This window comes from Parvularcula marina (assembly GCF_003399445.1).
GTDB lineage: Bacteria > Pseudomonadota > Alphaproteobacteria > Caulobacterales > Parvularculaceae > Parvularcula > Parvularcula marina.
The window spans coordinates 1,159,468-1,180,608 of sequence record NZ_QUQO01000001.1 but is presented as its reverse complement, the minus strand read 5'-3'; the positions used below and the strand labels follow the sequence as shown (position 1 = coordinate 1,180,608).

Below are 21,141 nucleotides of genomic sequence, written 5' to 3'. Positions count from 1 at the left end.
CGGTTTTAACCTTGCTCAGCAAGCTGGCTGAGCAGGGCGCGAAGCTCTGTTGAGAGGGCTTCATCCGTAAGCCGATCTTCTGATTTGTCAAAATGGTCGTGGAAACTGGGCACGGACAAGGCCCCCACGACCGTTGCGCCGAAATGCGGCATGGCGGCGGTGGCCTGCTCCAGCACCGATTTTGCGCCTCTGCCGCCTGGTGAAGTCGAGAGAAGAAGGACAGGCTTGTCCTGATAAACTTTCCCTTCGAGCCGGGATGCCCAGTCAAAGATATTCTTATAGGCCGCCGAATAGCTGCCATTGTGCTCCGCAAAGGCGATGATAACGGCATCCGCTTCTGCGACCTTCCGGCGGAAACTGACCGCCTGCTCCGGAATACCGTCTGCCTTTTCCCGATCCTCACTATAGATCGGCATTTCAAAGTCATTGAGGTCGAGCAGATCTCCACCCGCATCGGGTGAGATCTCTTCGGTCAGCAGGCTGAGGGCATGGCTGGCCAGCTGTTTGTTGATCGAGGCCGAGCTGTTGCTGGCGGCAAAGGCGATGATGTTCATGGTCGTTCCCGTTTGAATTCTGACCTTCATCTAGGAATCTTTCGAACACTCGTCGCCCACTTCGCCGGCATGATACTATTGCACAGAGCGCAACAAACCAGACCAAATTGCAGGGCTTCTACTCGGATTTGTTCGCGAATATTGCGTAGAAGACAAGAGCGAAGAGGAAATTGACCGCCACGCAAATGCCGAGCTGGGCGCCGATTTCGCCGCCTTCGATGGCGGTCCACAATGCCTGCATCTGCCAATAGCTGCCTATCGGCATGAAGATCCATTCGGCGGGTGGGCCGATGAACCGGGTCAGGATCGGCAGGATCGCAACAAGGCTCAGAACACGGACCATAGCCAGCGCGGTCACCCGGCCGGGCGCGATGGCCACAACGGCGAGGGTGGCCATCGGCACCATGCTGGCGCCGGCAGCGGCAATCACGAAGATCGTGCCGAGCGGCAGCGGCGCCATGCCGGCAATCGGATAAGCAAGAGTGGTGACGGCAATCGAGAACAGGATCGGCAGGATCAGCCGCGCGATCATATAGGTGCTGAAGGCAACCGGCATGACCCGGATGCTGGGCAGGACATGGTCCTCACGCTCCTCCACAAGAAGAAGTCCGTAGACGCTGCCAACGAGGGAGGAGCTGAGCCCGATATAGATTGACATCAGGACCGGGTGGATCTGACCGAGGGCCGTCTCAAGAAAACCGCGGAGGCCTTCAATATCCGTATAGCCCTGTTTGGCGACAAGGTCTTCGAGCATGGCCACATTCGGTACTGTCAGGCGGAAAACGACCGCCATCAGGAGCGGTGTGAAGGTGAGTAGGAGCAGGAGGCTATTGCGCGAAATGCTGCGCAAATCCGAGGCGATCAGGGAGCGGAAAAACTGGAGCGGCGGTCCGGCCATGGCTCACTCCACCGCTGTCAGCCGCATGCGCGCAAGGCTGCGCAATGCGAGTGAGCCGGCGATCAGCGTCCAGATGGCCGAACCCGCAAGCCCGAAAAGAAGAGTGCCGGGCTCCGTCGAGCCGAAGGCCGCGCTGATCAGCCGGTGGGCCGGGGCCATGGGATGCCAGAGCAGCCATTGGGGATCGACCCCGCGCAAGGTGAGGAAGGCGGGCAGGCTGAGGAACAGGACCCATAAGGTCATGGGCAGGATGAATTCATGCAGCGCCGTGAATGGCGACACGCCTGTCACCCCGAAAAGGACCGACGGGATCGCGAGTGACAAAAGCCCGATGATGAGGAGACCCATATCAATCGAGCTGCCAAAAGCGATCGAGAAGAGAACGAACATCTCCGTGCCTGCGAGAACCGACAGAACCAATGTGCGAGCGAGAAGCAGGGTCAATGGCCGGACGGGCATGACCCCGAGGCTGGTCAATATGCCTTCATTCCGCTCGCTGAGGAACATGATGCTGACCGATAGGAATGGCGTCATGATCCCCAGAATGAGGACGATCGCCGCCAGCGGCATCGCAACTGAACTCATGGCCGTGAAATGAAGCCGTGAGGCGGCGAGCGCGAGCAGGCCAAGAATGATCACCGTGGTGACGATATATCCCGTGCGGTAAAGGATCCGCAGATCATGCCGGACAGCCTGCGCAAAGACTTTCATGACGTCCGCCCCGCAAGCTTGATGAAGACATCATCCAGCGTCGGCTCCAGCGTGTGCAGGGTCTCGATATGGGCATTGTGCAGAAGATGCGTGAAGCGCTCATTCGTATCGAGACCGTCGAGATCGAAAATCTCCGTCCCCGGCTGCCCCTCCAGCACATAGCTGACCTCGACCTTCCGTTCGCCATGGGCAAGCCGCAAAGTCCTTGGCGCATCAAGTGCGGCCAGCTTTCCATGAACAAGAAGGCCGACGCGGTCGCATAGCGCCTCGGCAACGGCCATGTCATGGGTCGTCAGGAAGACGGTTGCGCCTTCATCCCGACGACGGGCGATCAGATCACGGATCGCTCTTGCATTGGCGGGATCAAGCCCTGCGGTCGGCTCGTCAAGGAACAAAAGCTCGGGGTTGTTGAGGAGGGAGCGCGCGACATTCAGCCGGATCTGCATGCCTTTGGAGAACTGCTCGACACGTTGGTTTGCCGCATGGCCAAGGCCGACTTCCTCCAGCAACTGCATTGGGTCGGCGGTGGGGCCGGAGAAGAATCCGGCGAAGAAGCGCAGGTTTTCAAGCGCGGTCAGCTTGGCGTAATTGCTGGGGAATTCGAAACAGACGCCGATCTTCTGGAAATAGGCGCGGCCCCATGAGGAGAGCGGGCGGCCCATCACCTCGATGGTGCCCGAGTAGCCCTTGAGGAGTTTGAGGAGGATCTTCTGCGTCGTTGTCTTGCCGGCGCCGCTGGGCCCCAGAAAGCCGAAAATCTCGCCTTTCGCGATCTCGAAAGAGAGGCCGTCAATTGCGGGCGGCTGGCTGCCATAGGCAAAGCCGACATCTTCAACCCTGATCATCGGTTCACGCTGGTCCCGGCCTTGCCGGTGCCCCTCTGAAACCGCCCATTCGGGCAAGGGACATGTAGGCGCGAGCGGCGGGTTTGTCACCTTGGGGAGTGGGCGCTCCTCGCATAGCGGTTATGCGTCGGCTGAGCGAAGGATTACTCCGTGCGCAGGATTTTCTCCATCTTCTTGCCGCGGGCCAGCTCATCGATCAGCTTGTCGAGATAGCGGAGCTCCTGCATCAGCGGATCCTCGATCTCCTCGACCCTGATGCCGCAGACGACGCCTTTGATCAGCTTACGCGAGGGGTTGAGGGCGGGCGCTTCGGCAAAGAAGTGCTCAAAGTCGGTGCCGTCTTTGAGCACTTTGGCAAGCCCCTTTTCGTCATAGCCCGTCAGCCAACGGATGATCTCGTGGACTTCCGCCTTGGTGCGTCCCTTTTTCTCCGCCTTGGTGATGTAATGCGGATAGACGCTGGCGAAGCTGGTCGTGAAAATGCGGTGCTTGGTCATGGGGAGAGTTTAGGCGCGGAGCGCAGGGATGCCAATGCGAGGCGCTTATCCTATTCGTCCTTGCCCGCAATGGCGCGGCAGAACGGTGCGTTCTTCTCGGCGGCGCAGAGCGTGGGCGCACCATTCTCTCGCCAGTAGGGAAGAAAACCGAGACGTTCGGTGATCCTCGCAAAGCGTTCCGTCTGCCGCGTTTCGGTCATGAAGGGATCAAAGAGGACGACTGAATTATAGAACTGCCCGGTCTCGGCCTTTCGCTCGGCAATATCGAGCGCGCGGTTCGTCTCGCCCAGATGCTCGAGCATGATATAGGCAAGCCAGGGCGGAAGATTGTCCGCTGAAGCCGTCACGATGTCGGCGGCAAGGGCCTCTCGATCCGCACTGCTTGCCTCTTCACTCATTTGTGCAAAGCGGCGGAAGAGGGGCTTGGGTGCATTGAACGGCATTTCATCCGTCCACGCTGCAAGGGCGTCTCGGTCATCGCGTTTGAGAAAGGCGAGCCATTTGCCCGTCCAGACGATGGGGGAGTGAAGGCCGAGATCGAACCAGATCTCATCAAGCATCGCTTCGCCTTCATCGAGCCCACCATTGTGCAGCGTGTTCATCGCGGTTTCGAGCCGGATCGGCGGGGCGTTCGGATCAAGAGCGCGTGCCTTTGCGAGGAGGAGATCGACCTGCTCGAACATGCCAAGCTCGCGGTAATGCCCCGCATACCAGAGGAGCACGGTCGGATTGTCCGGGTCCGCCGCCAGCGCTTCTTCATAGATCCGTTCAGATTCGGCCCAGTCGCCATGCCGCTGGGCAAATGTCACCATCAGGCTACGCGGCTCGGCAAGTCTCGGGTTCAGGGAAAGGGCGCGATTGGCTGCCAGGGTTGCTTCATCTTCCGCGCGCCGGTTGGAAATGTCGTCCGAATAGGTCGGAAGGGTCGCCCAGGCCGAGGCAAGCGCGGCCCAGCCTTCGGCGAATTCGGGATCCTGCTCGACAGCCTTTGACAAGAGGCTGATCGCCCTGCGGTTAGGCTCTTCTCCGCGCTGCTGCCAGAGGGCACGGCCGCGCTCATAAAGGTCGGCGGCCTCTGGGTCCCTGGTGAAACCGTCGGCCGAAGGGGCGGGCTCCCTGCTGAGCGTCACTACAGCGAAGATGACAGCGGCGAGGCCTGCGAGGAGGGCGAGGACCAGACGCGACCGTAGCCAGCCGAAACGCAGCCCTTGTTGAGAAGACGGCGCGGCTTCCTCCACTCCGGGCGCCGCTGTCCGCGACGCCAGCCAGTGGTCGAGTTCCGCCGGATAGGCAAAAACGGTGCTGCGGCTTTCATGGGCCTGACGATGGACCGGCAGGTCTTCTTCGGCGCCCCAGCGCCGGGCCGTGCGCTCGCCGCAGCCAAGATGCGCGGCGATTCGTTTCCAGCCGACGAGGCGGCCGGCGGCGGAGGGCGGGGTCGTCTCGGTCAAAATCTCGTCCTTCATCACCGGCCCCCGATATAGCAAAGCCGGCCCCAGCGGCCAATTGCGGCCATGAGCGGTTTTCCAAGGCATAGCCTTGCTTGCCGCCTTCGCACTCCTCGCGCGGCAGGGAATGAAGGGGCGGTCGTTTAAACCGGAGGCCCTCCCGTGACGCTGCCATTTCCTCGCGCCCATTTCTATGTCGCCGCGTTCTTCGTGGTGACGATCATCGCCTTTCACCCCAGCTATTTCTCGGCGCTGCGCGAAGCGCCCGCCGCGCATCATTTTCACGGGATCACCGCAACGTTGTGGATCGTGCTGCTGGTGACCCAGAGCTGGTCGATCCATCATCGGTCGTGGCGCGTTCATGCCTGGTCGGGGCGGGCGAGCCTCCTGCTGGTGCCGTTGTTTGTTGCCGCCGGGCTGCTGGTCACGAAGATCACGCTGCTCAGCCCGTCGCCCTTCACGCCGATGTTCGGCATCCCGCTCGCGGTCGCGGACCTTGCCGCCTCGATCGGTTTTCCGTTTCTCTATTTTCTGGGTCTAAGGAACCGGCGGTTCCCTGACCGACATGCCCGTTACATGCTCTCGACGGTCTTCTTGTTGGTCGGCCCGTCTATTGCGCGCCTGTTTGCGAATTTCGTCCCCGGTTTCTGGATCCGCTCGCCGGAGGAGCTCTACAAATTCGGCTGGTCGGTTGATCTCAGCTTTGGTCTCGCCTGTCTTTTCATCATTATCCTGATGGTTCGGGACGGCGGGGCCGGCAAGCCGGTCATTCCCTTTGGCGTGGGGCTGGGCGCGACGCTCGCCATGTTCCTTGGCTACAAGGTTCTCGGCGATGCGGCGTTCTGGGTTGAGGGCCTGTCGCAGGACTTTGCGGCCCTATCGGACAGCGTGATCGTGACAGCAGGCCTTCTGATCGGCGGGCTGGCGGGCTGGCTCGGCTGGACCTTCCCCGCAGGCCAAAAGGCGAAGCGGGAAGGGGATGAGGTGACGGTTTGATGGTTTGTCGCTTTCCTTCCGCTCATGCCTGCAAAGGCGGCATCTGGTCTCGGTTGAAGAGGGAGCATCAGAGATCCCGCGGTCATGCCGCGGGATGAGCGGGAGGAAGGAGTGCGTCCAGCGACGAACCCTTCAAAACTCACCGTCCCCTGCGTCACCTGCCCACTTCCCCTCCGGCTCCAACCTCGCTAGACGCGCGCACTATGATCGATCTTGTGCACCGCGACTGGTCCCACCCCATCTGGGCGACCATTCTGACCGCCCTGCAGACCCTCGGCCTGATGGTCGTCCTGCTGGTGAGCCTCGCTTTCCTGCTGCTGTTTGACCGCAAGGTCTGGGCGGCTGTGCAGATGCGTAAAGGCCCCAATGTCGTGGGCGCCTTCGGCCTGCTTCAGTCTTTCGCGGACTTCTTCAAATTCGTGCTCAAGGAAATCGTCGTGCCCGCGGGCGCCGACAAGACGGTGTTCCTGGTCGCGCCCTTCATCACCTTCGTGCTCGCCTTTATTGGCTGGGCCGTCGTGCCGGTGGGGCAGGGGCTTGTCGTCGCCGATATCAATGTCGGCATTCTCTATCTTTTCGCAGTCTCTTCGCTGGGTGTGTACGGCATCATCATGGGCGGCTGGGCGTCGAACTCGAAATATCCGTTCCTCGGTTCCCTGCGGTCCGCCGCGCAGATGGTGTCTTATGAAGTCTCGCTCGGCTTCATCATCATCTCGGTGCTGCTGCTTGTCGGTTCGATGAACCTGACCGATATCGTCAATTCACAGGACCGTGGGCTCGGCCTTCTGAACTGGCATTTCATTCCGCTCTTCCCGCTCTTTGTGATGTTCTTCATCTCGGCGCTGGCGGAGACCAACAGGCCGCCCTTTGACCTGCCGGAAGCCGAATCAGAGCTCGTGGCGGGCTATCAGGTCGAATATTCCTCAACGCCGTATCTCCTCTTCATGATCGGTGAGTATCTCAACATCGTCCTGATGTGCTCAATGCTGACGATCCTGTTCTTTGGCGGCTGGCATTCGCCGATCCCCGGCCTGCCGGCCTTCCTCGGCCCGCTGTGGTTCGGCCTCAAGGTCGTATTCTTCTTCTTCCTGTTTGCGATGGTGAAGGCCATCGTGCCGCGCTATCGCTACGACCAGCTGATGCGCATTGGCTGGAAGATCTTCCTGCCGACATCGATTGTGTATCTGGTCATTATGGCCGGCCTGATGCTTTATCTGCCGGGGCTGGCTGACTGGTTCCAGAGCTGGAGGGGGTAAGTCATGGCCCGTATTGCCCAGGCGCTGAAAGGCGCGATGCTGACGGATTTTCTCGGGGCGTTCTTCCTCGGGATGAAATATTACTTCCGGCCGAAAAAGACGATCAACTACCCGTTCGAGCGCGGGCCGATCTCGCCGCGCTTCCGCGGGGAGCATGCACTGCGCCGCTATCCCAATGGGGAAGAGCGCTGCATTGCCTGCAAGCTCTGTGAAGCGGTCTGCCCGGCGCAGGCGATCACGATCGAGGCGGAGGAACGCGCCGACGGTTCGCGCCGTACGACCCGCTATGACATCGACATGACCAAATGCATCTATTGCGGCTTTTGCCAAGAAAGCTGCCCGGTCGATGCGATCGTCGAAGGGCCGAACTTCCAGTTCGCGACCGAGACCCGCGAAGAGCTGTTCTATGACAAGGACCGGCTGCTCGCGAATGGGGATCGCTGGGAGCGCCTGCTCGCCAAGAATATCGAGCTCGACGCGCCGTACCGGTAAGCCGGATTTCGGGGCAGGGGCGCGCGCATGAATCCGGTTGAGATCATCGCGGCCCTGCTCGGCGTCATCAATGTCAGTCTCATCGTTCGCCGCAGCGTGTGGAACTATCCGTTCGGCATCGCGATGGTGTGTCTTTACGCCTTCGTCTTTTACGAGGCGCGGCTTTATTCGGACATGCTGCTGCAGGGCTTTTTCCTCATTGTGCAGATTTATGGCTGGTGGAACTGGGCGCGGGCCGATGAGGTGCGCGGCGGGGTCGCGGTCTCGTGGCTGTCATGGCCGGGGCGGGCGGCATGGATTGCGGGTGCGGCCATATTCAGTGTGTCGCTTGGCTGGGCCATGGCGCGCTATACCGATGCGGCGGCGCCCTTCGCCGATTCGACGATTGCCGGGTTCAGTATTGCGGCGCAGTTCCTCATGGCCTTTCGCCGGATCGAGAACTGGGTCTTGTGGATCGCGGTCGATGTGCTGGCCGTGGGGCTCTTCATTTCGCGCGAGCTTTACGTGACGGCTGGTCTTTATGCGGTGTTTCTCGTGCTCGCGACGGCGGGGCTGATCGGCTGGATGCGGACCCATCGCCGGGCGGCGGGCGCGGCGTGACCCGGGGCTTTGTCCTTGGCAAGTTCATGCCGCCCCATGCGGGGCATATGGAGCTTTGCGAGACGGCGGCGGCGTCATGCGATGAGCTGACGGTGCTTGTCTGCTGGCTGCCGGATGATCCGATCCCCGGCGAGATGCGCCTTTCATGGATGAAGGAGCTGTTCCCGAGGGCGCGGGTCATCGGGCATGACGCCGTGGTTCCTCAGTTGCCGGAGGATGATCCCGATTTCTGGGAGATATGGAAGGGCATCGTGAAGACCGCGCACCCTGAGCAGATCGATTATGTTTTTGCGGGCGAGCTTTATGGCCAGCGCTTGGCGCAAGAGGTGGGGGCCAAATTCATTCCCGTCGGTGGACGGATCATGGGGGAGGATCAGTCTGGGCTAGGCGGTGTGTCGGCGAGTGCTATTCGCAATGATCCGCTGGGGCAGTGGCAATGGCTGCCGGGGCCAGTGCGCAAGTCGGCCTGCCAGACGATCTGTCTTCATGGGGTGGAGAGTACCGGCAAGACGATGCTGGGCGAAAAGCTGTCCCGGCATTTCGGCACCAGCGTCGTGCCGGAATATGGCAGGATCTATTGCGAGCTGAACGGTACGGAGCTGACGAGCGATGAGCTGCTGCATATCGGCGCCACGCAGGCGGCGATGACGGCGGCTGCCGCGCCGTGGGGCAGCGGCAGGCTGATCATCGATACCGATGCGCTGATGACCGCCGCCTGGCATGAGATGATGCTAGGGGAAGGGCGGGCAGAGTTGACCCAATTTCCGCCTGCGGATCTTTATCTCCTCCTCGACCCGGATGTGCCATGGGTCGATGACGGCACCCGCATCTATGGCGAGGATGAAACGCGCCAGCGTTTTGCGAAGATTGCGGAGGATGTGCTGATCCGCGCCGGTGTGCCTTACCAGAAGATCTCAGGGACATCCTGGGCCGCACGCGAAGAGGCTGCAATCAAAGCCATCGAGGACATGCCGCCGCACCGGCCGTGGGGGTAGGGCGCAAAGGCGCGCTCAGCTTTCGTCGCTGACACCCTGCTGCACCCCATTGCGCCAGACGCCCGGTGTCGTTGCGCAGACGGCCTCGGCAATCGTGCCGTCGGGAAAATCTCGGCACCACTGGCGTCGGCGCTCATAGCTGGAGGGCATCCGCTCCAGCACAGCGATCTGAGCGAGGGTCGCCTGCATCAATACATTCGGCATCATCACTTCATGGCGCGCGGCGAACTCAACCCGCCACACCATGTCGCGCGGGCTGGGGAAAGGATCGAGCCGGTAGGCTTCGATCAGCGAGGCGAGGGCTTCGCGGTCCGGCCCGTCATTGAAACTGACGGCAGCTTGCGCCCGCCGCTGCCATGCATCTGCCGAATCGGGCGCAATGGTCGTTTCAGCGCGCGCCGACAGGAGCGCGTTCTCTGATTCGCCGGCCTCTAGCGCGGCCAGCGTATAATGAGCGTAATAGGCGGGCCCGCGTCCCGAATCGGGTTTTTTATCCACAGACAGCCCGGCCAGCGCCGGTCCTGCCTTCCACGCGCCCAGAAAAGACAAGGCAGCGCCTAGGCCGAAGAGGGCTGTCGTGAACTTCCGCAGGAGCCTTGCGTTATCTTTTGTGTGACTATTTCGCATCAGCCGCTTCTAGACCGACTCAGCTTTACGTCCCTTTAAGCACGCTGAATTTAGCGTCTGGGGGTAGCGTTTGGAGGTAGCGCCATGGCCAGCCCAGTGCGTCAAAACGAATTTATCCCGGTGGGGGACCTTCCCGAAGCAGAGGCTCAGTCTGCTCGCGAAGCGCGTGTTCATCCGATTTCAGCCGCAAGCGTCCCGCTCTCGATCGATGATCGGGTGCCGCTCGTCTCGCCAGCGCGCCGGATGCAGCAGACACTGGGCCGGGAATTTGCGCAGGCCGAGCTCGACGGTGAGCCCTGGTCCAAACGCCGGATGATTGCCTTTGTGGCGATGACCTGCGGCGCGTTCTGGCTGTGCGTCTATTTCGCGGTCGCCGCTCTGATCGGATAAGAGGGGCTACCGCCCCTTCATCCACTCCCGCAGGTCGCCTGCAAGGCCCTCGCGTGCGAGCGCGTAGGCGACATTGGCTTTGACGAAGCCGAGCTTCGAGCCGCAATCATGGCTCTCCCCCTCATAGCGATAGGCATAGAAAGGCTGTTTCTCCATCAGCTCGGCCATGGCGTCGGTGAGCTGGATTTCGCCGCCAGCGCCCTTGCCGGTATTGGCGAGGATCGGGAAAATATCCGCCTGCAGAATATAGCGCCCGGTGATCGAGAGGTTCGAGGGAGCGTCCGCAACGGCCGGTTTCTCGACCATGCCGGACATCTCAATCGTGCGGCCTGAAACTTCGCCCTTCGGCGCGATGATGCCGTAGCTGCTGACTTCATTCTGCGGGACTTCCTCGACCGCGATGATGTTCGAGCCGGGCTCGTACGACTCAACCATCTGCTTGAGGCAGCCCGGCTGGCCCTGGATGATGACGTCCGGCAGCAGGATCGCGAAAGGGTCATTGCCGATGATGTCGCGCGCGCACCAGATCGCATGGCCGAGGCCCTTGGGCGCCTGCTGGCGGGTGAAGGAGGCAGCACCTGCGGGCAGCAGGCTGGTCATCGTCTCCTCATAGATCTCGGTCTTGTTCTTGGCCTGAAGCGCGTCTTCGAGCTCGACCGCATGGTCGAAATAATCCTCGATCGCGCCCTTGCCGCGCCCGGTCACGAAAACGATGTGCTCGATCCCGGCTTCGCGAGCCTCATCAACGACATAGTGGATAAGCGGGCGGTCAACGACAGTCAGCAATTCCTTGGGGATCGACTTGGTCGCGGGCAGGACGCGTGTGCCGTGACCGGCGACGGGAATGACGGCTTTGCGGATGGCGGACATGGTTAAGCTCCCAAGGTGGGCCAAAGGCCGGATGTTTTGATATCCGATAGCGCCCAGCGCGGGCGGGAACAAGAGACGGACCCGTAACGCTGCGGTTTGAAGCGACGGAGCCCCGCAAAGATTCGTATACGATGGCAGCGCATTTGGTCGGATATTCTTAAGACTCCCTGCCAATGTCTGAACGTCGGCTTCATCGTGATTTAACTGTAATGGTGCAGAACCTCTCTCGTGCAGCGAGGTGGTTCGTTCCTAATGACATCCAGTTTTCAGTCCGTATGCCGTCTATGTGGTGGTAAGCATCTTAGCCCGGCGTTCACGCTGGATACCCAGAATGCCTGGGTCTATTGCGGTGACAATAAAGGCGAGAATGGCTGCGGCCTGCTGCAGCGGGCAACCGTGGGAACAGAGGAGCTGGGCAGCTCTTCGCTGAACCTTTCGTGGACGGAGCAATATCGCCTGCGTGATGTTGTGGGCAGCGTCCTTGAAATGATCTCAACGCGTGAGGGGCACGCGCTGGATCTGGGGTGTGGGGATGGGGATCTTCTGTCGGCTTATCCGCGCTGGGTTGCGCCGGTGGGGCTCGATGAACGGCTTGAATGGGCAGGGCCGACCGATTGGGGCACCGGCATTGCCGCTGACCTGCTTGATGAAGAATGCCAGGCCCGGCTGCTCGAAGAGGCGCCGGACGGCTATGACGTTATCACGGCGATCGGCTATCTTGAAACGCAGAATGATCCGAGGGCGGTGTTTGAAGCTGCGCGCGGGCTTCTGGTCGAAGACGGGGTTTTCGTCATCGAGACGCCTTATGCGGCACTCGCTTTGACGCGGACGCTGGCCAGCCCCTTCCATGCCGATGCCAATGCGATTTATTCCCTCGCGCAGCTTGAAAAGCTGGCACGCGGGGCGGGGTTCCGGATTATCCGGGGGACAATGACGGAGCGGGCCGCCGGCTCAATCCGCCTCTTTATGGTGCATGAGGATTACCGTGGTCATGATTACGAGCCCTGGCTCGATCATCTGGCCCGGCTCTGGGATGAGGAATGCTCGCTGGCCCTGACCGGCCGTCAGGCCGTGGGGGCCTATTCGATGCGGCTAGCTGCGCGCCACCGCGAGATTGCGTCGATGCGTGACGCCATGATCCGCGCCGATGAACATGCCTATGTTCTGGGCACGGATGCGCCGGTCTTTGCGACGCTCAGCGCAGCTGATTTTGGTTATGATGTGATCAGTGCCCATATCGGTGCCGTACCGCGTGAGGGCTTCCCGGAAGTCATCACCGAGGACATGGCGCAGGATGTGCCGGCCGATGTGCTGATCGCGCCAGCATGGCGCCGCCGCGAAACGCTGGAGCGCTGGTATGATCAGATCATGGCAGGGATGCGGGTTGTCTTCTTCGAGCCCGAGCTGACGGTCGTGACGCGAGAGAATTACGCCGCCGAGCTTGGGCGGGCGCTCGCCGTCACGGACGGGCCGGGCAGTGTCGAGACGTTGCGCGCGGCGCTGGCCGCGATGCGCGGCGGACGGGGGCCGGGCCTCCGCGTTGTCAGCCAGACGGGCTGACGCTCAACTTCGATCCGACATTTGATGAGGACCAGCTAGCTGGCTGGTTCCTCCGGGATCCCGGTTGCGACCAAAGCGCGGGTGATCTCGGTCCTGAGACGGGCATTGTCGAACGGGAAGGCCTGGAAGAATTCGGCGCAGCTGAGATCCGGTTTTCGTGAGAGCGCGCTGGCAAGCCAACGAGCGGCGCTTTCTCTGTCACCGTTCATTTCATGGGCGACAACCGCGATGGCGGCGATCAGGGCATGGGCGCCCGGGGCGCTGGCGGCGGCATCGGCCAGATTTGCGCCTTGAGCGTAATCCCCCTCGATAATCCGTGTGAAGGCTTTCACCCCGAGCATGGCATAGCGGAACGGGTCAAGCGGGCTGAGCGAGACCGATTGCTCGAGCCAGCCTATACCGCCAAGGACATTATCCTCGACCCAGTGGGCCCGGCCCATCGAGAAATTCGCAAACGGATCGAGCGGGTCATGTTCGAGCCCCTGCTCGGCATGTTTGCGTGCAAGAAGCGCGGATTGCCGACGGTCGGGCACATAGCGCAGGAAGGCATTCTGGAAATGCGCGGATGAGAGTCCCGCATGGGCCCGTGCGAAATCTGGTTCGAGAATGACCGCCCGCTCAAACAGGTCAAGTGCTCTGGCGTTGTGGATTTCGGTGAACCGATAAAGATTTTGGAGCCCCAGATGATAGGCCGACCACGCATCAAGGCTGTCAGGAGATTTGAGCCGCGCGGCCTGTGCTTCATTTGCGGAAATCTGGATTTCGAGGGCCGCAACGATACGTGAGCTGATTTCTTCTCTAACGGTGTGAACATCTTCGATCCGGGCGTCATACCGCTCACCCCAGAGGGCAGTGCCGCTTTCGGTCTCCGCCAGATCGACGGTGACGGAGATGTTCGATCCCTGAACTTCGACCGCGCCAGAGACGCAATAGCGGACGCCGAGTAACCGCCGATTTCGGCAAGGTCGGGATCGGCCGAGCGGAGGCGGAAGGAGGAGCCGCGCGCGATGACCTTGAGCCAGCGAAGGCGGGAGAGGGAGGAAATCAGCTCATAGGGAATGGCGTCCGAGATCCCGGCATAGGGGCCCATCACGCCGATCTGACGGAATGGCAGGACAGCAATTGACGGCTTGGCAGAGGGCGTCTCGACCGGTGCGGGCTCTATCTCGGGTTCGGCGGTGATTTCGGCCTTCACCGCAGGCGGATCAAGTTCGCCCACAAAGCGGAAGCCCATTCCGTGCACGGTGCGGATCAGCTTTTGCGCCTTGCCATCATCGCCGAGCGCCTTGCGCGCGGATTTGATGCGGCTGGTTATGGCGGATTCAGAGACGATGCGGCCATTCCAGATGGTCTCGATGATCTCATCCTTCGAAACCATCCGGTGGCGGTTTTCGACCAGAAGGACGATCAGCGCAAAGACCTGCGGCTCGATGGGCACAGCCGCACCCTCCCGGCGCAGCTCCACTGCATCAATATCCAGCTCGAATATGCCAAAGGAATGGATCATCGCGCCAAGTATAGCGCAATTCAGGCAATCTCCACCAACTCTCCATGCCTCCTTCAGGATTGGCCCCCTCCCGAACGCTAGTGGTGTTGCAGATGCCGCGGCGCTGTCTGCCGAGGCCAGCAAAAAGGAAGATACCATGCCTCTTGTGACGATTGACGTGATCGAAGACGTTTTCACCCCGGCCCAAAAAGAAGACATGATCCAGCGCGTGACCGACGCGATGGTCGCCGTCGAGGGCGAGAATATGCGCCAGGTCACCTGGGTCCGGATCAACGAAGTGAAGGGCAATGACTGGGCCATCGGAGGCAATCTGCTGAATGCTACGGCCGTTCATGCTCTGGCCGCAGGCAAAGCTGCCTGACGCAGCTCGGCCATCCTCTTTTCGCAGCCGGTGCGTTTCTGCATTGCTTGCGAACGGGGATGGCCGCCCCCCTTCAGGAGAGAGACCTCATGTCCAAAACATTCGTCTTCGGCTATAGCCTGTTATCCTATGCGATCGGTGTTGGTACACTGATCTATCTGATCCTCTTTATCGCCGATCTTTATGTCCCGGTGACGATCAACACCGCCTCCGGGCTGGCCCCGCAATGGGCTGCCCCAGCCGCAATATTTCTCAATCTGGCTCTGATCTTGATCTGGGGGAGCCAGCACAGTTTCATGGCCAGCTCGATCTTTAAAGCCGTCTGGACAAGGATCGTACCGCCCGCGATTGAGCGCAGTACCTATCTGTTATTTGTGGCTCTGATGACGGCGGTGCTGGTCCTATTCTGGCGTCCGGTCGGCGGGGTCTTGTGGGATTTATCGGGCACGCCCTGGGGGCAAATCCTGACCGGGAGTTATTTCTTCGGATGGGGAATCGTTCTTTTCTCCTCCTTCCTGATCAACCATTTCCAGCTTTTCGGGCTCCAGCAGGCTTATCAGATGGTGCGGCAGGTGCAGCCGAAGGGCGAGATCTTCCGTACACCATTGCTCTACAGGCTGGTGCGTCATCCGATGATGACGGGTGTCCTGATCGCGCTGTGGTCAGTGCCGGTCCTGACGGTCAGCCGTCTCATCTTCAATCTGGCGATGACGGTCTATGTGCTGGTCGGCATCTATTTTGAGGAGCGGACGCTGGTGAAGGAACTGGGTGAGGCATACCGGGCCTATCAGCGGTCAACGCCGCGGGTCGTGCCAGGGGTTTACTAGGCGGACCTCGCCTTCGCGCAAAAGGCGATCCCCCGGGGGGTCGTCAGTTTCCTCATCTGGTGGTAACGCGCATCTAAGAAGGGGGTGGTGAAGGAGCTTTCATGCGGATCGCATTTCTGGGGGACATTATGGGCCGGACAGGTCGCGAGGCCGTGATCGGCCAGCTGCCGGAGTTGCGGCGCTCTCTCGGGCTCGATTTCATCATCATCAATGCGGAGAACGCGGCCGGCGGGTTCGGCATCACGCGCGGCATCGCCGAAGACCTCTTCGATGCGGGGGCGGACTGCCTGACGACCGGCAACCATGCCTTTGACCAGCGCGATGAGATCCCCTTTTTCGATCAGGAGACGCGGCTTCTTCGGCCCGCCAATTATCCGGCCTCGAACCCCGGGCGCGGGGCGGGGCTATATACCTCGCGCGATGGGCGTCAGGTGCTGGTGATCCAGGTGCATGGCCAGCGCTTCATGAACCCCGTCGATGACATGGTGCCCGCGATCGAGCGCGAGCTTGAAGGGGTGAAGCTGGGCCGCGAGGCGGATGCCATTGTGGTGGATGTCCATGCCGAGGCATCAAGCGAGAAATACTCCGTAGGCCACTATCTTGATGGCCGGGTGTCACTGGTCTGCGGCTCGCACACCCATGTGCCGACCGCCGATGTGCAGGTCCTGCCGGCGGGCACCGCCTATCAGACCGATGCCGGGATGTGCGGCGATTACGACAGCGTGATTGGCATGGACAAGACCGTGCCGATTGAACAGCTCGTGACCAAGATGCGCTCCGCGCGGATGCAGCCAGCGGCGGGTCCGGCGACGATTTGCGGCATTGTGGTGGACACGGATGATAAGACGGGTCTTTCAACCGGGGCCTGGGCATTGCGGGTTGGTGGGCGGCTGGCTGAAACCTTGCCGCCAGCACGGGCAGGGGATCAATGATCCTAGTTGATGCCGATGCCTGCCCGGTCAAGGAAGAAATCTACAAGGTCGCCTTCCGCTATCAGGTGCCGGTCAAGCTTGTCGCAAATGCCTATCTGCGTCTTCCGCAACATGCGCTGATCACCATCGAGGTCGTCAGTGACGGTTTTGATGCCGCCGATGACCGGATCGTCGAGTTAGTCACCCCCAAAGATATCGTCATCACGGCGGATATCCTGCTGGCGGACCGGTGCCTGAAAGCAGGTGCCGCAGCGGTACTGGCGCCCAATGGAAAGCCGTTCACGGAGGATTCCATCGGCGGCGCGATTGCCACACGCGCAGTGATGGCGGATTTGCGCGGCGGCGGCGATCAGATCGGCGGCCCGCCGCCATTTCAGAAAAAGGACCGCTCGCGGTTCCTCTCAACGCTCGATGAGACGGTCACGCGAGTGTTGCGGCAAGGTTGAGATAAACTTCATCTTATCAGGGCATAATGACCCCAACGTTTCCGGCGTATTGGAAACAGGGGCAAGATGTGGACAGACAGCAATTTCCAGCCCGGCAGTCACTGCCGGATGAAGCAGTTTCGGATAGGGCTCACATAAACCGAAGGGACATGCTGAAACTGGGCGCCGCGGCGCTCGGGACAGGGGCATTCCTGACGGGGTGTGCGTCAGATTTTGGGACATCGCCGTCCTATCTGACCGCGGTGCTGGAGCAGAAAAATCACAACACGGTCTATCACTGGGTTGATATCGTCCTGCAGCAGACGCGGGACCAGCGCGTTGCGCCGCCGCGCGCTGCCTATAATTACGCCGCGCCGATGGTTGCGGGCTTTCTGGCCGCCAATGCCATTATCGGTCGGTATGAGGAGCCTTTCGGCATCGGCAGGGGACCCAAAGGCGCCGATCCGGAAGCGGCTTACGGGGCCGCCTTTGCTGCCGCGGCGGCTGAGAATTTCCAGCAGCCCTTCATCTTTGAACGCAAAACATTCCTGAACAGGATCCCCGATGGGGCAGCCAAGACGCTCGGCGCCGAATGGGGGCGCCGCGTTGGGCTTGAAATCGTTCGTATGCGAACCCGCGATGGCGCGGAGCCCAATAAGGTAGACTATTATCTGGGCCGGTATCCGCGTCGTGACGATCAGGTGAACTGGGATCCGACGAGTGCCGCCTATGGCGTTCAGACGGGGCCGAGAATCTCAAGCTATGGCCGAGGCCTTTATCCGGGCTTCGGTCATATCAAGCCCTGGACACTGCGCCACACCGGCCAGTTCCGGCCCGAGCCCTTTTATGATCCGGCTAGCCCCGAATTTGCCGAGGACTATGATCTCATCAGGCAGATTGGCGGGGCAAAGAGTACAATGCGTACGGAGGATCAATCTGAAATCGCGCTTTTCTGGGAAGATGGCCCGTGGGGTATTACGCCGCCAGGCCACTTCCTTTTCATCGCCGTTCAGGTGCTTCAGTCGCGCGGGTTTGATTTCCTCGATACGGCAAGGGCGTTCGCGCTTCTGGGCATGACGCAATGCGATGCGGCCATCAATTCCTGGGACAGCAAATATCACCATGACATTCTGCGGCCCTCGACAGCGATCCGCACCCGGTCGGCCGCATTCGGTAATCCTGATAAACGGATCGTGGAGGATGCTGGCTGGGAAAGTTTCATCCCGACACCAAATTTCCCGTCCTACACTTCCGGGCACTCGACCTTCGGGGCGGCCGGGACGGAAATGACCGCGCTGCTCCTGGGCACGGACAATGTCACCTTTTCCCATGAATCCCCCGATCAGGTCGGCTGGCCCCAGATTGTCGGTGCACGCCGGACATGGACCAGCCTGTCGCAGGCCGCCGAGGAGAACGGGTGGAGCCGGCTTTATGGCGGGGTGCATTGGCGGCTGGACCATACCGCCGCGATGAAGGCGGGCCGCCAGATCGCGCAGCAGGCATTTGAAACCATGTTCCAGAGGAAAGTCTGAGCGATGCGTCATTTCATCAGACTGCTTGCGGGCGGCCTTGCCGCAACCTGCGCCAGTGCCGCCCTCGCAGCCTCCGCCATGACCCAGGATTTCCGCCTGAATGGGGAGCGGCTTTCCTCCTTTGAGGAGCCCCTTGCCGCTCAGTTCGGCGATATCACCTTCAGCCTGAACGGGTTGATCGACGGCGCGCTTGATGCCGATCTCAATAATTCGAGGAAAGATGATCTCGACGGCAGGCTGACCGCGAATTTCGAGATGAGCGCGGTGACGCAATTGCCGATCCGGTGGAATGTCGGGCTTGCCTATTTTGGGCAATATGAAACCATCTTCGATGAAGATAGCTATACGGATAATATTGCCGGGTTCATCAGCGGATCATGGGGAACGATTGTCGGCGGCGAAGTCGCGGATATCGTTCAGGAAGAGACGCGGCGGCTTCGCGGGGCCGGGAATGCCCGTCTCGCCTTTGATGGTCCACTCGGCGGCTTGGATGACTGGGGCGGCGGATATGTCGGACAGTTCGGCCCCTCGCGGCTGAGTACGATTATTGATGAGAATGGTGATGTTGATTTTGGCTGGGTCTGGGCGCGGCCGGTTGGCGTTGCGGGCTACCGCTATGGCCTGCGATACACCAATGGTGATTTCCGCTCCGATGACGGGGTGACTGTCTTTGAGACGGACTCTGTGACCGGTACATTCGAGCACAGCTATGGTCGTCGCAATATCAGTATTGGTCTTGGTGCAGAACGCCTTGAGGCCCTCGGGGTTGAGGCGGACCGGTGGTACTCATCGGCGGGCTGGCAGTATCAGTTCGGAAATATCGTCCTGTCCGCCGAAGGGCATTACGGCGAGATCGAGGGGGAAGAAGAGGCGTCGGGCGCTCTTGGCGCGCAATATTTCCTCGCCCGCGGCCTGTCGGCGAACCTTGGCATCAATTACAGCGAAGCCGTGGTCACACTCGAGACTATCCCGCTGCTCAACCGGGATGAATTGCAGGCACTTTTGTCCCTGCGATACGGATACTGACCGACGGCGAGTATGCGCGGCGGAGGTGATCAGATCGGCGGCCCGCCGCCTTTTCAGAAAAAGGATCGCTCCCGGTTCCTCTCAATGCTCGATGAGATGGTCACGCGGGTGAAGAGAGCGGGGTGAAGGCGTTTTGCCTTTCATTCATTGTGTCCTATGCGCCGCAGCAGGTCTATTAAGACCACGGCTCATTACTATTTGAGAAGCCCTATTAATTCGTCAGCGATCTCATCGATCGCTTTTAAAGAAGTATTGAGGGCCACTTTATCCGCGAGCATGGGGCTATACTGTGCAACCTCATCTTTCGATACTTTATGCCATATTGGCAGAACGCGTGTTTCGCCAGTGACTTCGAGGGCTGTCAGCCCATCTAGCTCTTTGTTTGGCCACTCCTTACGAAAGAAGCTCTCGGATAAAATGACAACGCCAAAGCGAGAACTCGCCAATCCTTGATCAATGTTGCGGCGTAAACTGTCACCGATTTTCAGGGAGAATTCATCATACCAGACACGTGCGCCTTTATCGCGTAATGCTTCTGCAAGTTCGCGGACAAACCCATCTTTGTCTTCGCTTGCATGTGATATGAAGAAGTCATATTCATCAGTGTTATGATCATATCTCTTTTGGGTTTGTGCTGAGCGGCTTAGTACCTCGCTCTTGATCCGCCGCTCGTGAGCCTCACGTTCGCGAATAAGCCTTTTTTGCTCGTCTGCGATCTTTTTGCGCGCTTTCTCGTCGTCTCGCGCCTGATGTTGTTGGTAACGAGTCAAGTCGCTTGTCTTCTGAGCTATCCGCCCGGCGATACTGCTGCGTTTTTTCTGAATGGACGCCATATCCTTAGATGCGCGCTCAAGCTCTTTCATTTTGGTCTGTGCCGTGGATGGACTTTTTGTTCGGCTGGCTGCTTCTTGGGCGCGGTTTGCTTTGGCGAGCAAGTTGGCTTCCTTTTCCGCTTCGCGCGCATCGGCTTGTCGGAGGGTTGCGATCTCTTTGGTAAGGCGCGTTATGTTCGACTGGTTGATGGTGCTCATGAAGCCATCTCGTTAGTTTGGCGTGACCTTTTTAAGTCCCTGTGCCACTGTATTTGGCACTCCATTATATCTCCCCACTTCAAAATGTCTCGGAAGCAACACACGCAAGAGCTCGGATTTAGGAGAGCATTCCGGGAAGCTTAGGAAGTGTTGCACGATACGTCTATGCGCGGCCAATCTATAATCTTGCGACAAGCCTTCCATCACACTTCCCTCTTCAGTACCAATACGGAAATTGAAGATGTTAGCTAATCAGTAGTGATGGGAGAATTTTCTGTCAGCCGCCGTGATAGTTCATGCTCCCCCCTCACTCCCCCTTTATATCCCCGCTGCGGCCTTTCTTCAGTAAGCCCCGTTTTTTCTTGTCATCGAGCCGGCGGCGGACCGACGCCTTTGTCGGTTTGGTGGCGATCCGCGTTTTCGGGCGGGGGAGGGCGGCACGGATGAGGGCGGCCAGCTTGCGCCGGGCCTCGTCGCGATTGACGCCCTGACGGCGATGGGTCGATGCCTCGATCAGGATGTCGCCGTCTTTTGTCAGCCGGGAGCCCGCCATACGGCGCAGACGGAGCTTTGCGTCCTCCGGGATTGAGGTATTTGCGCTCAACCGAAACCGCAGCTGCACCGCCGTCTCGACCTTGTTGACATTCTGCCCGCCGGGGCCGGAGGCGCGGGCGAAAGCCTCCTCCAGCTCATTTTCGTCGATCAGCAGCGTGTCGGTAATCCTCATGATGGGGGCCGCTTCCCCCGCAAAGGGCAGAAGG

25 protein-coding genes are annotated in these 21,141 nt (G+C 60.2%); 13 read left to right on the top strand and 12 right to left on the bottom strand.

Annotated features, from left to right (window positions below; genetic code table 11):
* Nucleotides 1-5 precede the first annotated feature (5 nt).
* The 6 genes from DX908_RS05580 to DX908_RS05555 form a co-directional block, all read right to left on the bottom strand.
* A complete protein-coding gene (locus DX908_RS05580; RefSeq protein WP_116392998.1) occupies nucleotides 6-554 on the bottom strand; it encodes an NADPH-dependent FMN reductase in 549 nt (182 codons plus the stop codon).
* 118 nt (nucleotides 555-672) lie between these two features.
* Complete coding sequence (locus DX908_RS05575; protein WP_116391430.1) at nucleotides 673-1,452, bottom strand: Rv2686c family ABC transporter permease subunit; 780 nt, start codon at nucleotides 1,450-1,452, stop codon at nucleotides 673-675.
* Nucleotides 1,453-1,455: 3 nt separating this feature from the next.
* The gene (locus DX908_RS05570; protein WP_116391429.1) at nucleotides 1,456-2,163 is read right to left on the bottom strand and encodes an ABC transporter permease; all 708 of its coding nucleotides are present in this window, start codon (nucleotides 2,161-2,163) and stop codon (nucleotides 1,456-1,458) included.
* The gene (locus tag DX908_RS05565; RefSeq protein WP_116391428.1) at nucleotides 2,160-3,008 is read right to left on the bottom strand and encodes an ABC transporter ATP-binding protein; all 849 of its coding nucleotides are present in this window, start codon (nucleotides 3,006-3,008) and stop codon (nucleotides 2,160-2,162) included. Before DX908_RS05565 ends, DX908_RS05570 begins: the two co-directional genes overlap by 4 nt.
* 143 nt (nucleotides 3,009-3,151) lie before the next feature.
* A complete protein-coding gene (locus DX908_RS05560; protein WP_116391427.1) occupies nucleotides 3,152-3,505 on the bottom strand; it encodes a DUF2200 domain-containing protein in 354 nt (117 codons plus the stop codon).
* 50 nt (nucleotides 3,506-3,555) lie between these two features.
* Nucleotides 3,556-4,971, bottom strand: a complete 1,416-nt coding sequence (locus DX908_RS05555) for a tetratricopeptide repeat protein (protein ID WP_116391426.1) — start codon at nucleotides 4,969-4,971, stop codon at nucleotides 3,556-3,558.
* 144 nt (nucleotides 4,972-5,115) lie between these two features.
* Between DX908_RS05555 and DX908_RS05550 the strand changes: the two genes are divergently transcribed.
* The 5 genes from DX908_RS05550 to DX908_RS05530 all read left to right on the top strand — a co-directional run bounded on the left by DX908_RS05550 (nucleotide 5,116) and on the right by DX908_RS05530 (nucleotide 9,292).
* Complete coding sequence (locus tag DX908_RS05550) at nucleotides 5,116-5,949, top strand: hypothetical protein (protein ID WP_116391425.1); 834 nt, start codon at nucleotides 5,116-5,118, stop codon at nucleotides 5,947-5,949.
* Between the two features lie 203 nt (nucleotides 5,950-6,152).
* Complete coding sequence (gene nuoH, locus DX908_RS05545) at nucleotides 6,153-7,205, top strand: NADH-quinone oxidoreductase subunit NuoH (RefSeq protein WP_116391424.1); 1,053 nt, start codon at nucleotides 6,153-6,155, stop codon at nucleotides 7,203-7,205.
* A 3-nt stretch (nucleotides 7,206-7,208) separates the two neighbouring features.
* A complete protein-coding gene (nuoI, locus tag DX908_RS05540) occupies nucleotides 7,209-7,697 on the top strand; it encodes an NADH-quinone oxidoreductase subunit NuoI (protein WP_116391423.1) in 489 nt (162 codons plus the stop codon).
* A gap of 27 nt (nucleotides 7,698-7,724) precedes the next feature.
* Nucleotides 7,725-8,297 carry a nicotinamide riboside transporter PnuC gene (pnuC, locus tag DX908_RS05535; protein ID WP_116391422.1) on the top strand — a complete coding sequence of 191 codons (573 nt, stop codon included), beginning with the start codon at nucleotides 7,725-7,727 and terminating at the stop codon, nucleotides 8,295-8,297.
* Nucleotides 8,294-9,292 carry an AAA family ATPase gene (locus tag DX908_RS05530; RefSeq protein WP_116391421.1) on the top strand — a complete coding sequence of 333 codons (999 nt, stop codon included), beginning with the start codon at nucleotides 8,294-8,296 and terminating at the stop codon, nucleotides 9,290-9,292. Before pnuC ends, DX908_RS05530 begins: the two co-directional genes overlap by 4 nt.
* 15 nt (nucleotides 9,293-9,307) lie before the next feature.
* Here DX908_RS05530 and DX908_RS05525 read toward each other — a convergent pair whose 3' ends face one another.
* The gene (locus DX908_RS05525; protein ID WP_116391420.1) at nucleotides 9,308-9,919 is read right to left on the bottom strand and encodes a hypothetical protein; all 612 of its coding nucleotides are present in this window, start codon (nucleotides 9,917-9,919) and stop codon (nucleotides 9,308-9,310) included.
* Nucleotides 9,920-10,003: 84 nt separating this feature from the next.
* Here DX908_RS05525 and DX908_RS05520 point away from each other — a divergent pair, with 84 nt between their 5' ends.
* The gene (locus tag DX908_RS05520; RefSeq protein WP_116391419.1) at nucleotides 10,004-10,309 is read left to right on the top strand and encodes a hypothetical protein; all 306 of its coding nucleotides are present in this window, start codon (nucleotides 10,004-10,006) and stop codon (nucleotides 10,307-10,309) included.
* Between the two features lie 6 nt (nucleotides 10,310-10,315).
* Here the strand turns inward: DX908_RS05520 and galU are convergent, their stop codons facing one another.
* On the bottom strand, nucleotides 10,316-11,179 hold the full coding sequence (gene galU, locus DX908_RS05515; RefSeq protein WP_116391418.1) for a UTP--glucose-1-phosphate uridylyltransferase GalU: 864 nt from the start codon (nucleotides 11,177-11,179) through the stop codon (nucleotides 10,316-10,318).
* Nucleotides 11,180-11,431: 252 nt separating this feature from the next.
* On the opposite strand from galU, the gene DX908_RS05510 reads away from it, so the two are divergent.
* A complete protein-coding gene (locus tag DX908_RS05510; protein ID WP_116391417.1) occupies nucleotides 11,432-12,739 on the top strand; it encodes a class I SAM-dependent methyltransferase in 1,308 nt (435 codons plus the stop codon).
* A 35-nt stretch (nucleotides 12,740-12,774) separates the two neighbouring features.
* Here DX908_RS05510 and DX908_RS16415 read toward each other — a convergent pair whose 3' ends face one another.
* Both DX908_RS16415 and DX908_RS05505 read right to left on the bottom strand, forming a co-directional pair.
* Nucleotides 12,775-13,179 (bottom strand): hypothetical protein, encoded by a 405-nt coding sequence (locus tag DX908_RS16415; protein ID WP_199564594.1) that lies wholly within the window; start codon nucleotides 13,177-13,179, stop codon nucleotides 12,775-12,777.
* On the bottom strand, nucleotides 13,134-14,246 hold the full coding sequence (locus DX908_RS05505; RefSeq protein WP_199564593.1) for a winged helix-turn-helix domain-containing protein: 1,113 nt from the start codon (nucleotides 14,244-14,246) through the stop codon (nucleotides 13,134-13,136). Before DX908_RS05505 ends, DX908_RS16415 begins: the two co-directional genes overlap by 46 nt.
* Before the next feature lie 136 nt (nucleotides 14,247-14,382).
* On the opposite strand from DX908_RS05505, the gene DX908_RS05500 reads away from it, so the two are divergent.
* The 6 genes from DX908_RS05500 (at nucleotide 14,383) to DX908_RS05475 (ending at nucleotide 19,349) form a co-directional block, all read left to right on the top strand.
* Nucleotides 14,383-14,607, top strand: coding sequence for a tautomerase family protein (locus DX908_RS05500; protein WP_116391416.1), 225 nt, complete (start codon nucleotides 14,383-14,385; stop codon nucleotides 14,605-14,607).
* Nucleotides 14,608-14,696: 89 nt separating this feature from the next.
* Nucleotides 14,697-15,434 (top strand): methyltransferase family protein, encoded by a 738-nt coding sequence (locus DX908_RS05495; protein WP_116391415.1) that lies wholly within the window; start codon nucleotides 14,697-14,699, stop codon nucleotides 15,432-15,434.
* A 101-nt stretch (nucleotides 15,435-15,535) separates the two neighbouring features.
* Nucleotides 15,536-16,366, top strand: a complete 831-nt coding sequence (locus tag DX908_RS05490) for a TIGR00282 family metallophosphoesterase (protein WP_116391414.1) — start codon at nucleotides 15,536-15,538, stop codon at nucleotides 16,364-16,366.
* The gene (locus DX908_RS05485) at nucleotides 16,363-16,812 is read left to right on the top strand and encodes a YaiI/YqxD family protein (RefSeq protein ID WP_116391413.1); all 450 of its coding nucleotides are present in this window, start codon (nucleotides 16,363-16,365) and stop codon (nucleotides 16,810-16,812) included. Before DX908_RS05490 ends, DX908_RS05485 begins: the two co-directional genes overlap by 4 nt.
* A gap of 149 nt (nucleotides 16,813-16,961) precedes the next feature.
* On the top strand, nucleotides 16,962-18,323 hold the full coding sequence (locus DX908_RS05480; RefSeq protein WP_158548521.1) for a vanadium-dependent haloperoxidase: 1,362 nt from the start codon (nucleotides 16,962-16,964) through the stop codon (nucleotides 18,321-18,323).
* 3 nt (nucleotides 18,324-18,326) lie between these two features.
* Nucleotides 18,327-19,349, top strand: coding sequence for a hypothetical protein (locus DX908_RS05475; RefSeq protein ID WP_116391411.1), 1,023 nt, complete (start codon nucleotides 18,327-18,329; stop codon nucleotides 19,347-19,349).
* Nucleotides 19,350-19,543: 194 nt separating this feature from the next.
* Here DX908_RS05475 and DX908_RS05465 read toward each other — a convergent pair whose 3' ends face one another.
* Together DX908_RS05465 and arfB are read right to left on the bottom strand one after the other, a co-directional pair.
* Nucleotides 19,544-20,380 (bottom strand): toll/interleukin-1 receptor domain-containing protein, encoded by an 837-nt coding sequence (locus DX908_RS05465; protein ID WP_116391409.1) that lies wholly within the window; start codon nucleotides 20,378-20,380, stop codon nucleotides 19,544-19,546.
* A gap of 307 nt (nucleotides 20,381-20,687) precedes the next feature.
* Nucleotides 20,688-21,107 carry an alternative ribosome rescue aminoacyl-tRNA hydrolase ArfB gene (gene arfB / locus DX908_RS05460; protein WP_116392997.1) on the bottom strand — a complete coding sequence of 140 codons (420 nt, stop codon included), beginning with the start codon at nucleotides 21,105-21,107 and terminating at the stop codon, nucleotides 20,688-20,690.
* Between the last annotated feature and the right edge of the window lie 34 nt (nucleotides 21,108-21,141).

What these genes read in the sequence shown, in the direction of transcription:
- nuoH (WP_116391424.1), top strand. Translation starts at nt 6,153, where the DNA reads ATGATCGATCTTGTGCACCGCGACTGGTCCCACCCCATCTGGGCGACC.
- DX908_RS05510 (WP_116391417.1), top strand. Translation starts at nt 11,432, where the DNA reads ATGACATCCAGTTTTCAGTCCGTATGCCGTCTATGTGGTGGTAAGCAT.
- DX908_RS05480 (WP_158548521.1), top strand. Translation starts at nt 16,962, where the DNA reads ATGCTGAAACTGGGCGCCGCGGCGCTCGGGACAGGGGCATTCCTGACG.
- DX908_RS05520 (WP_116391419.1), top strand. Translation starts at nt 10,004, where the DNA reads ATGGCCAGCCCAGTGCGTCAAAACGAATTTATCCCGGTGGGGGACCTT.
- DX908_RS16415 (WP_199564594.1), bottom strand. Translation starts at nt 13,179, where the DNA reads ATGGGCCGGGCCCACTGGGTCGAGGATAATGTCCTTGGCGGTATAGGC.
- DX908_RS05575 (WP_116391430.1), bottom strand. Translation starts at nt 1,452, where the DNA reads ATGGCCGGACCGCCGCTCCAGTTTTTCCGCTCCCTGATCGCCTCGGAT.
- DX908_RS05505 (WP_199564593.1), bottom strand. Translation starts at nt 14,246, where the DNA reads ATGATCCATTCCTTTGGCATATTCGAGCTGGATATTGATGCAGTGGAG.
- pnuC (WP_116391422.1), top strand. Translation starts at nt 7,725, where the DNA reads ATGAATCCGGTTGAGATCATCGCGGCCCTGCTCGGCGTCATCAATGTC.
- DX908_RS05570 (WP_116391429.1), bottom strand. Translation starts at nt 2,163, where the DNA reads ATGAAAGTCTTTGCGCAGGCTGTCCGGCATGATCTGCGGATCCTTTAC.
- DX908_RS05580 (WP_116392998.1), bottom strand. Translation starts at nt 554, where the DNA reads ATGAACATCATCGCCTTTGCCGCCAGCAACAGCTCGGCCTCGATCAAC.
- nuoI (WP_116391423.1), top strand. Translation starts at nt 7,209, where the DNA reads ATGGCCCGTATTGCCCAGGCGCTGAAAGGCGCGATGCTGACGGATTTT.
- DX908_RS05495 (WP_116391415.1), top strand. Translation starts at nt 14,697, where the DNA reads ATGTCCAAAACATTCGTCTTCGGCTATAGCCTGTTATCCTATGCGATC.
- DX908_RS05555 (WP_116391426.1), bottom strand. Translation starts at nt 4,971, where the DNA reads ATGAAGGACGAGATTTTGACCGAGACGACCCCGCCCTCCGCCGCCGGC.
- DX908_RS05485 (WP_116391413.1), top strand. Translation starts at nt 16,363, where the DNA reads ATGATCCTAGTTGATGCCGATGCCTGCCCGGTCAAGGAAGAAATCTAC.
- DX908_RS05525 (WP_116391420.1), bottom strand. Translation starts at nt 9,919, where the DNA reads ATGCGAAATAGTCACACAAAAGATAACGCAAGGCTCCTGCGGAAGTTC.
- DX908_RS05560 (WP_116391427.1), bottom strand. Translation starts at nt 3,505, where the DNA reads ATGACCAAGCACCGCATTTTCACGACCAGCTTCGCCAGCGTCTATCCG.
- galU (WP_116391418.1), bottom strand. Translation starts at nt 11,179, where the DNA reads ATGTCCGCCATCCGCAAAGCCGTCATTCCCGTCGCCGGTCACGGCACA.
- DX908_RS05475 (WP_116391411.1), top strand. Translation starts at nt 18,327, where the DNA reads ATGCGTCATTTCATCAGACTGCTTGCGGGCGGCCTTGCCGCAACCTGC.
- DX908_RS05490 (WP_116391414.1), top strand. Translation starts at nt 15,536, where the DNA reads ATGCGGATCGCATTTCTGGGGGACATTATGGGCCGGACAGGTCGCGAG.
- arfB (WP_116392997.1), bottom strand. Translation starts at nt 21,107, where the DNA reads ATGAGGATTACCGACACGCTGCTGATCGACGAAAATGAGCTGGAGGAG.
- DX908_RS05500 (WP_116391416.1), top strand. Translation starts at nt 14,383, where the DNA reads ATGCCTCTTGTGACGATTGACGTGATCGAAGACGTTTTCACCCCGGCC.
- DX908_RS05465 (WP_116391409.1), bottom strand. Translation starts at nt 20,380, where the DNA reads ATGAGCACCATCAACCAGTCGAACATAACGCGCCTTACCAAAGAGATC.
- DX908_RS05565 (WP_116391428.1), bottom strand. Translation starts at nt 3,008, where the DNA reads ATGATCAGGGTTGAAGATGTCGGCTTTGCCTATGGCAGCCAGCCGCCC.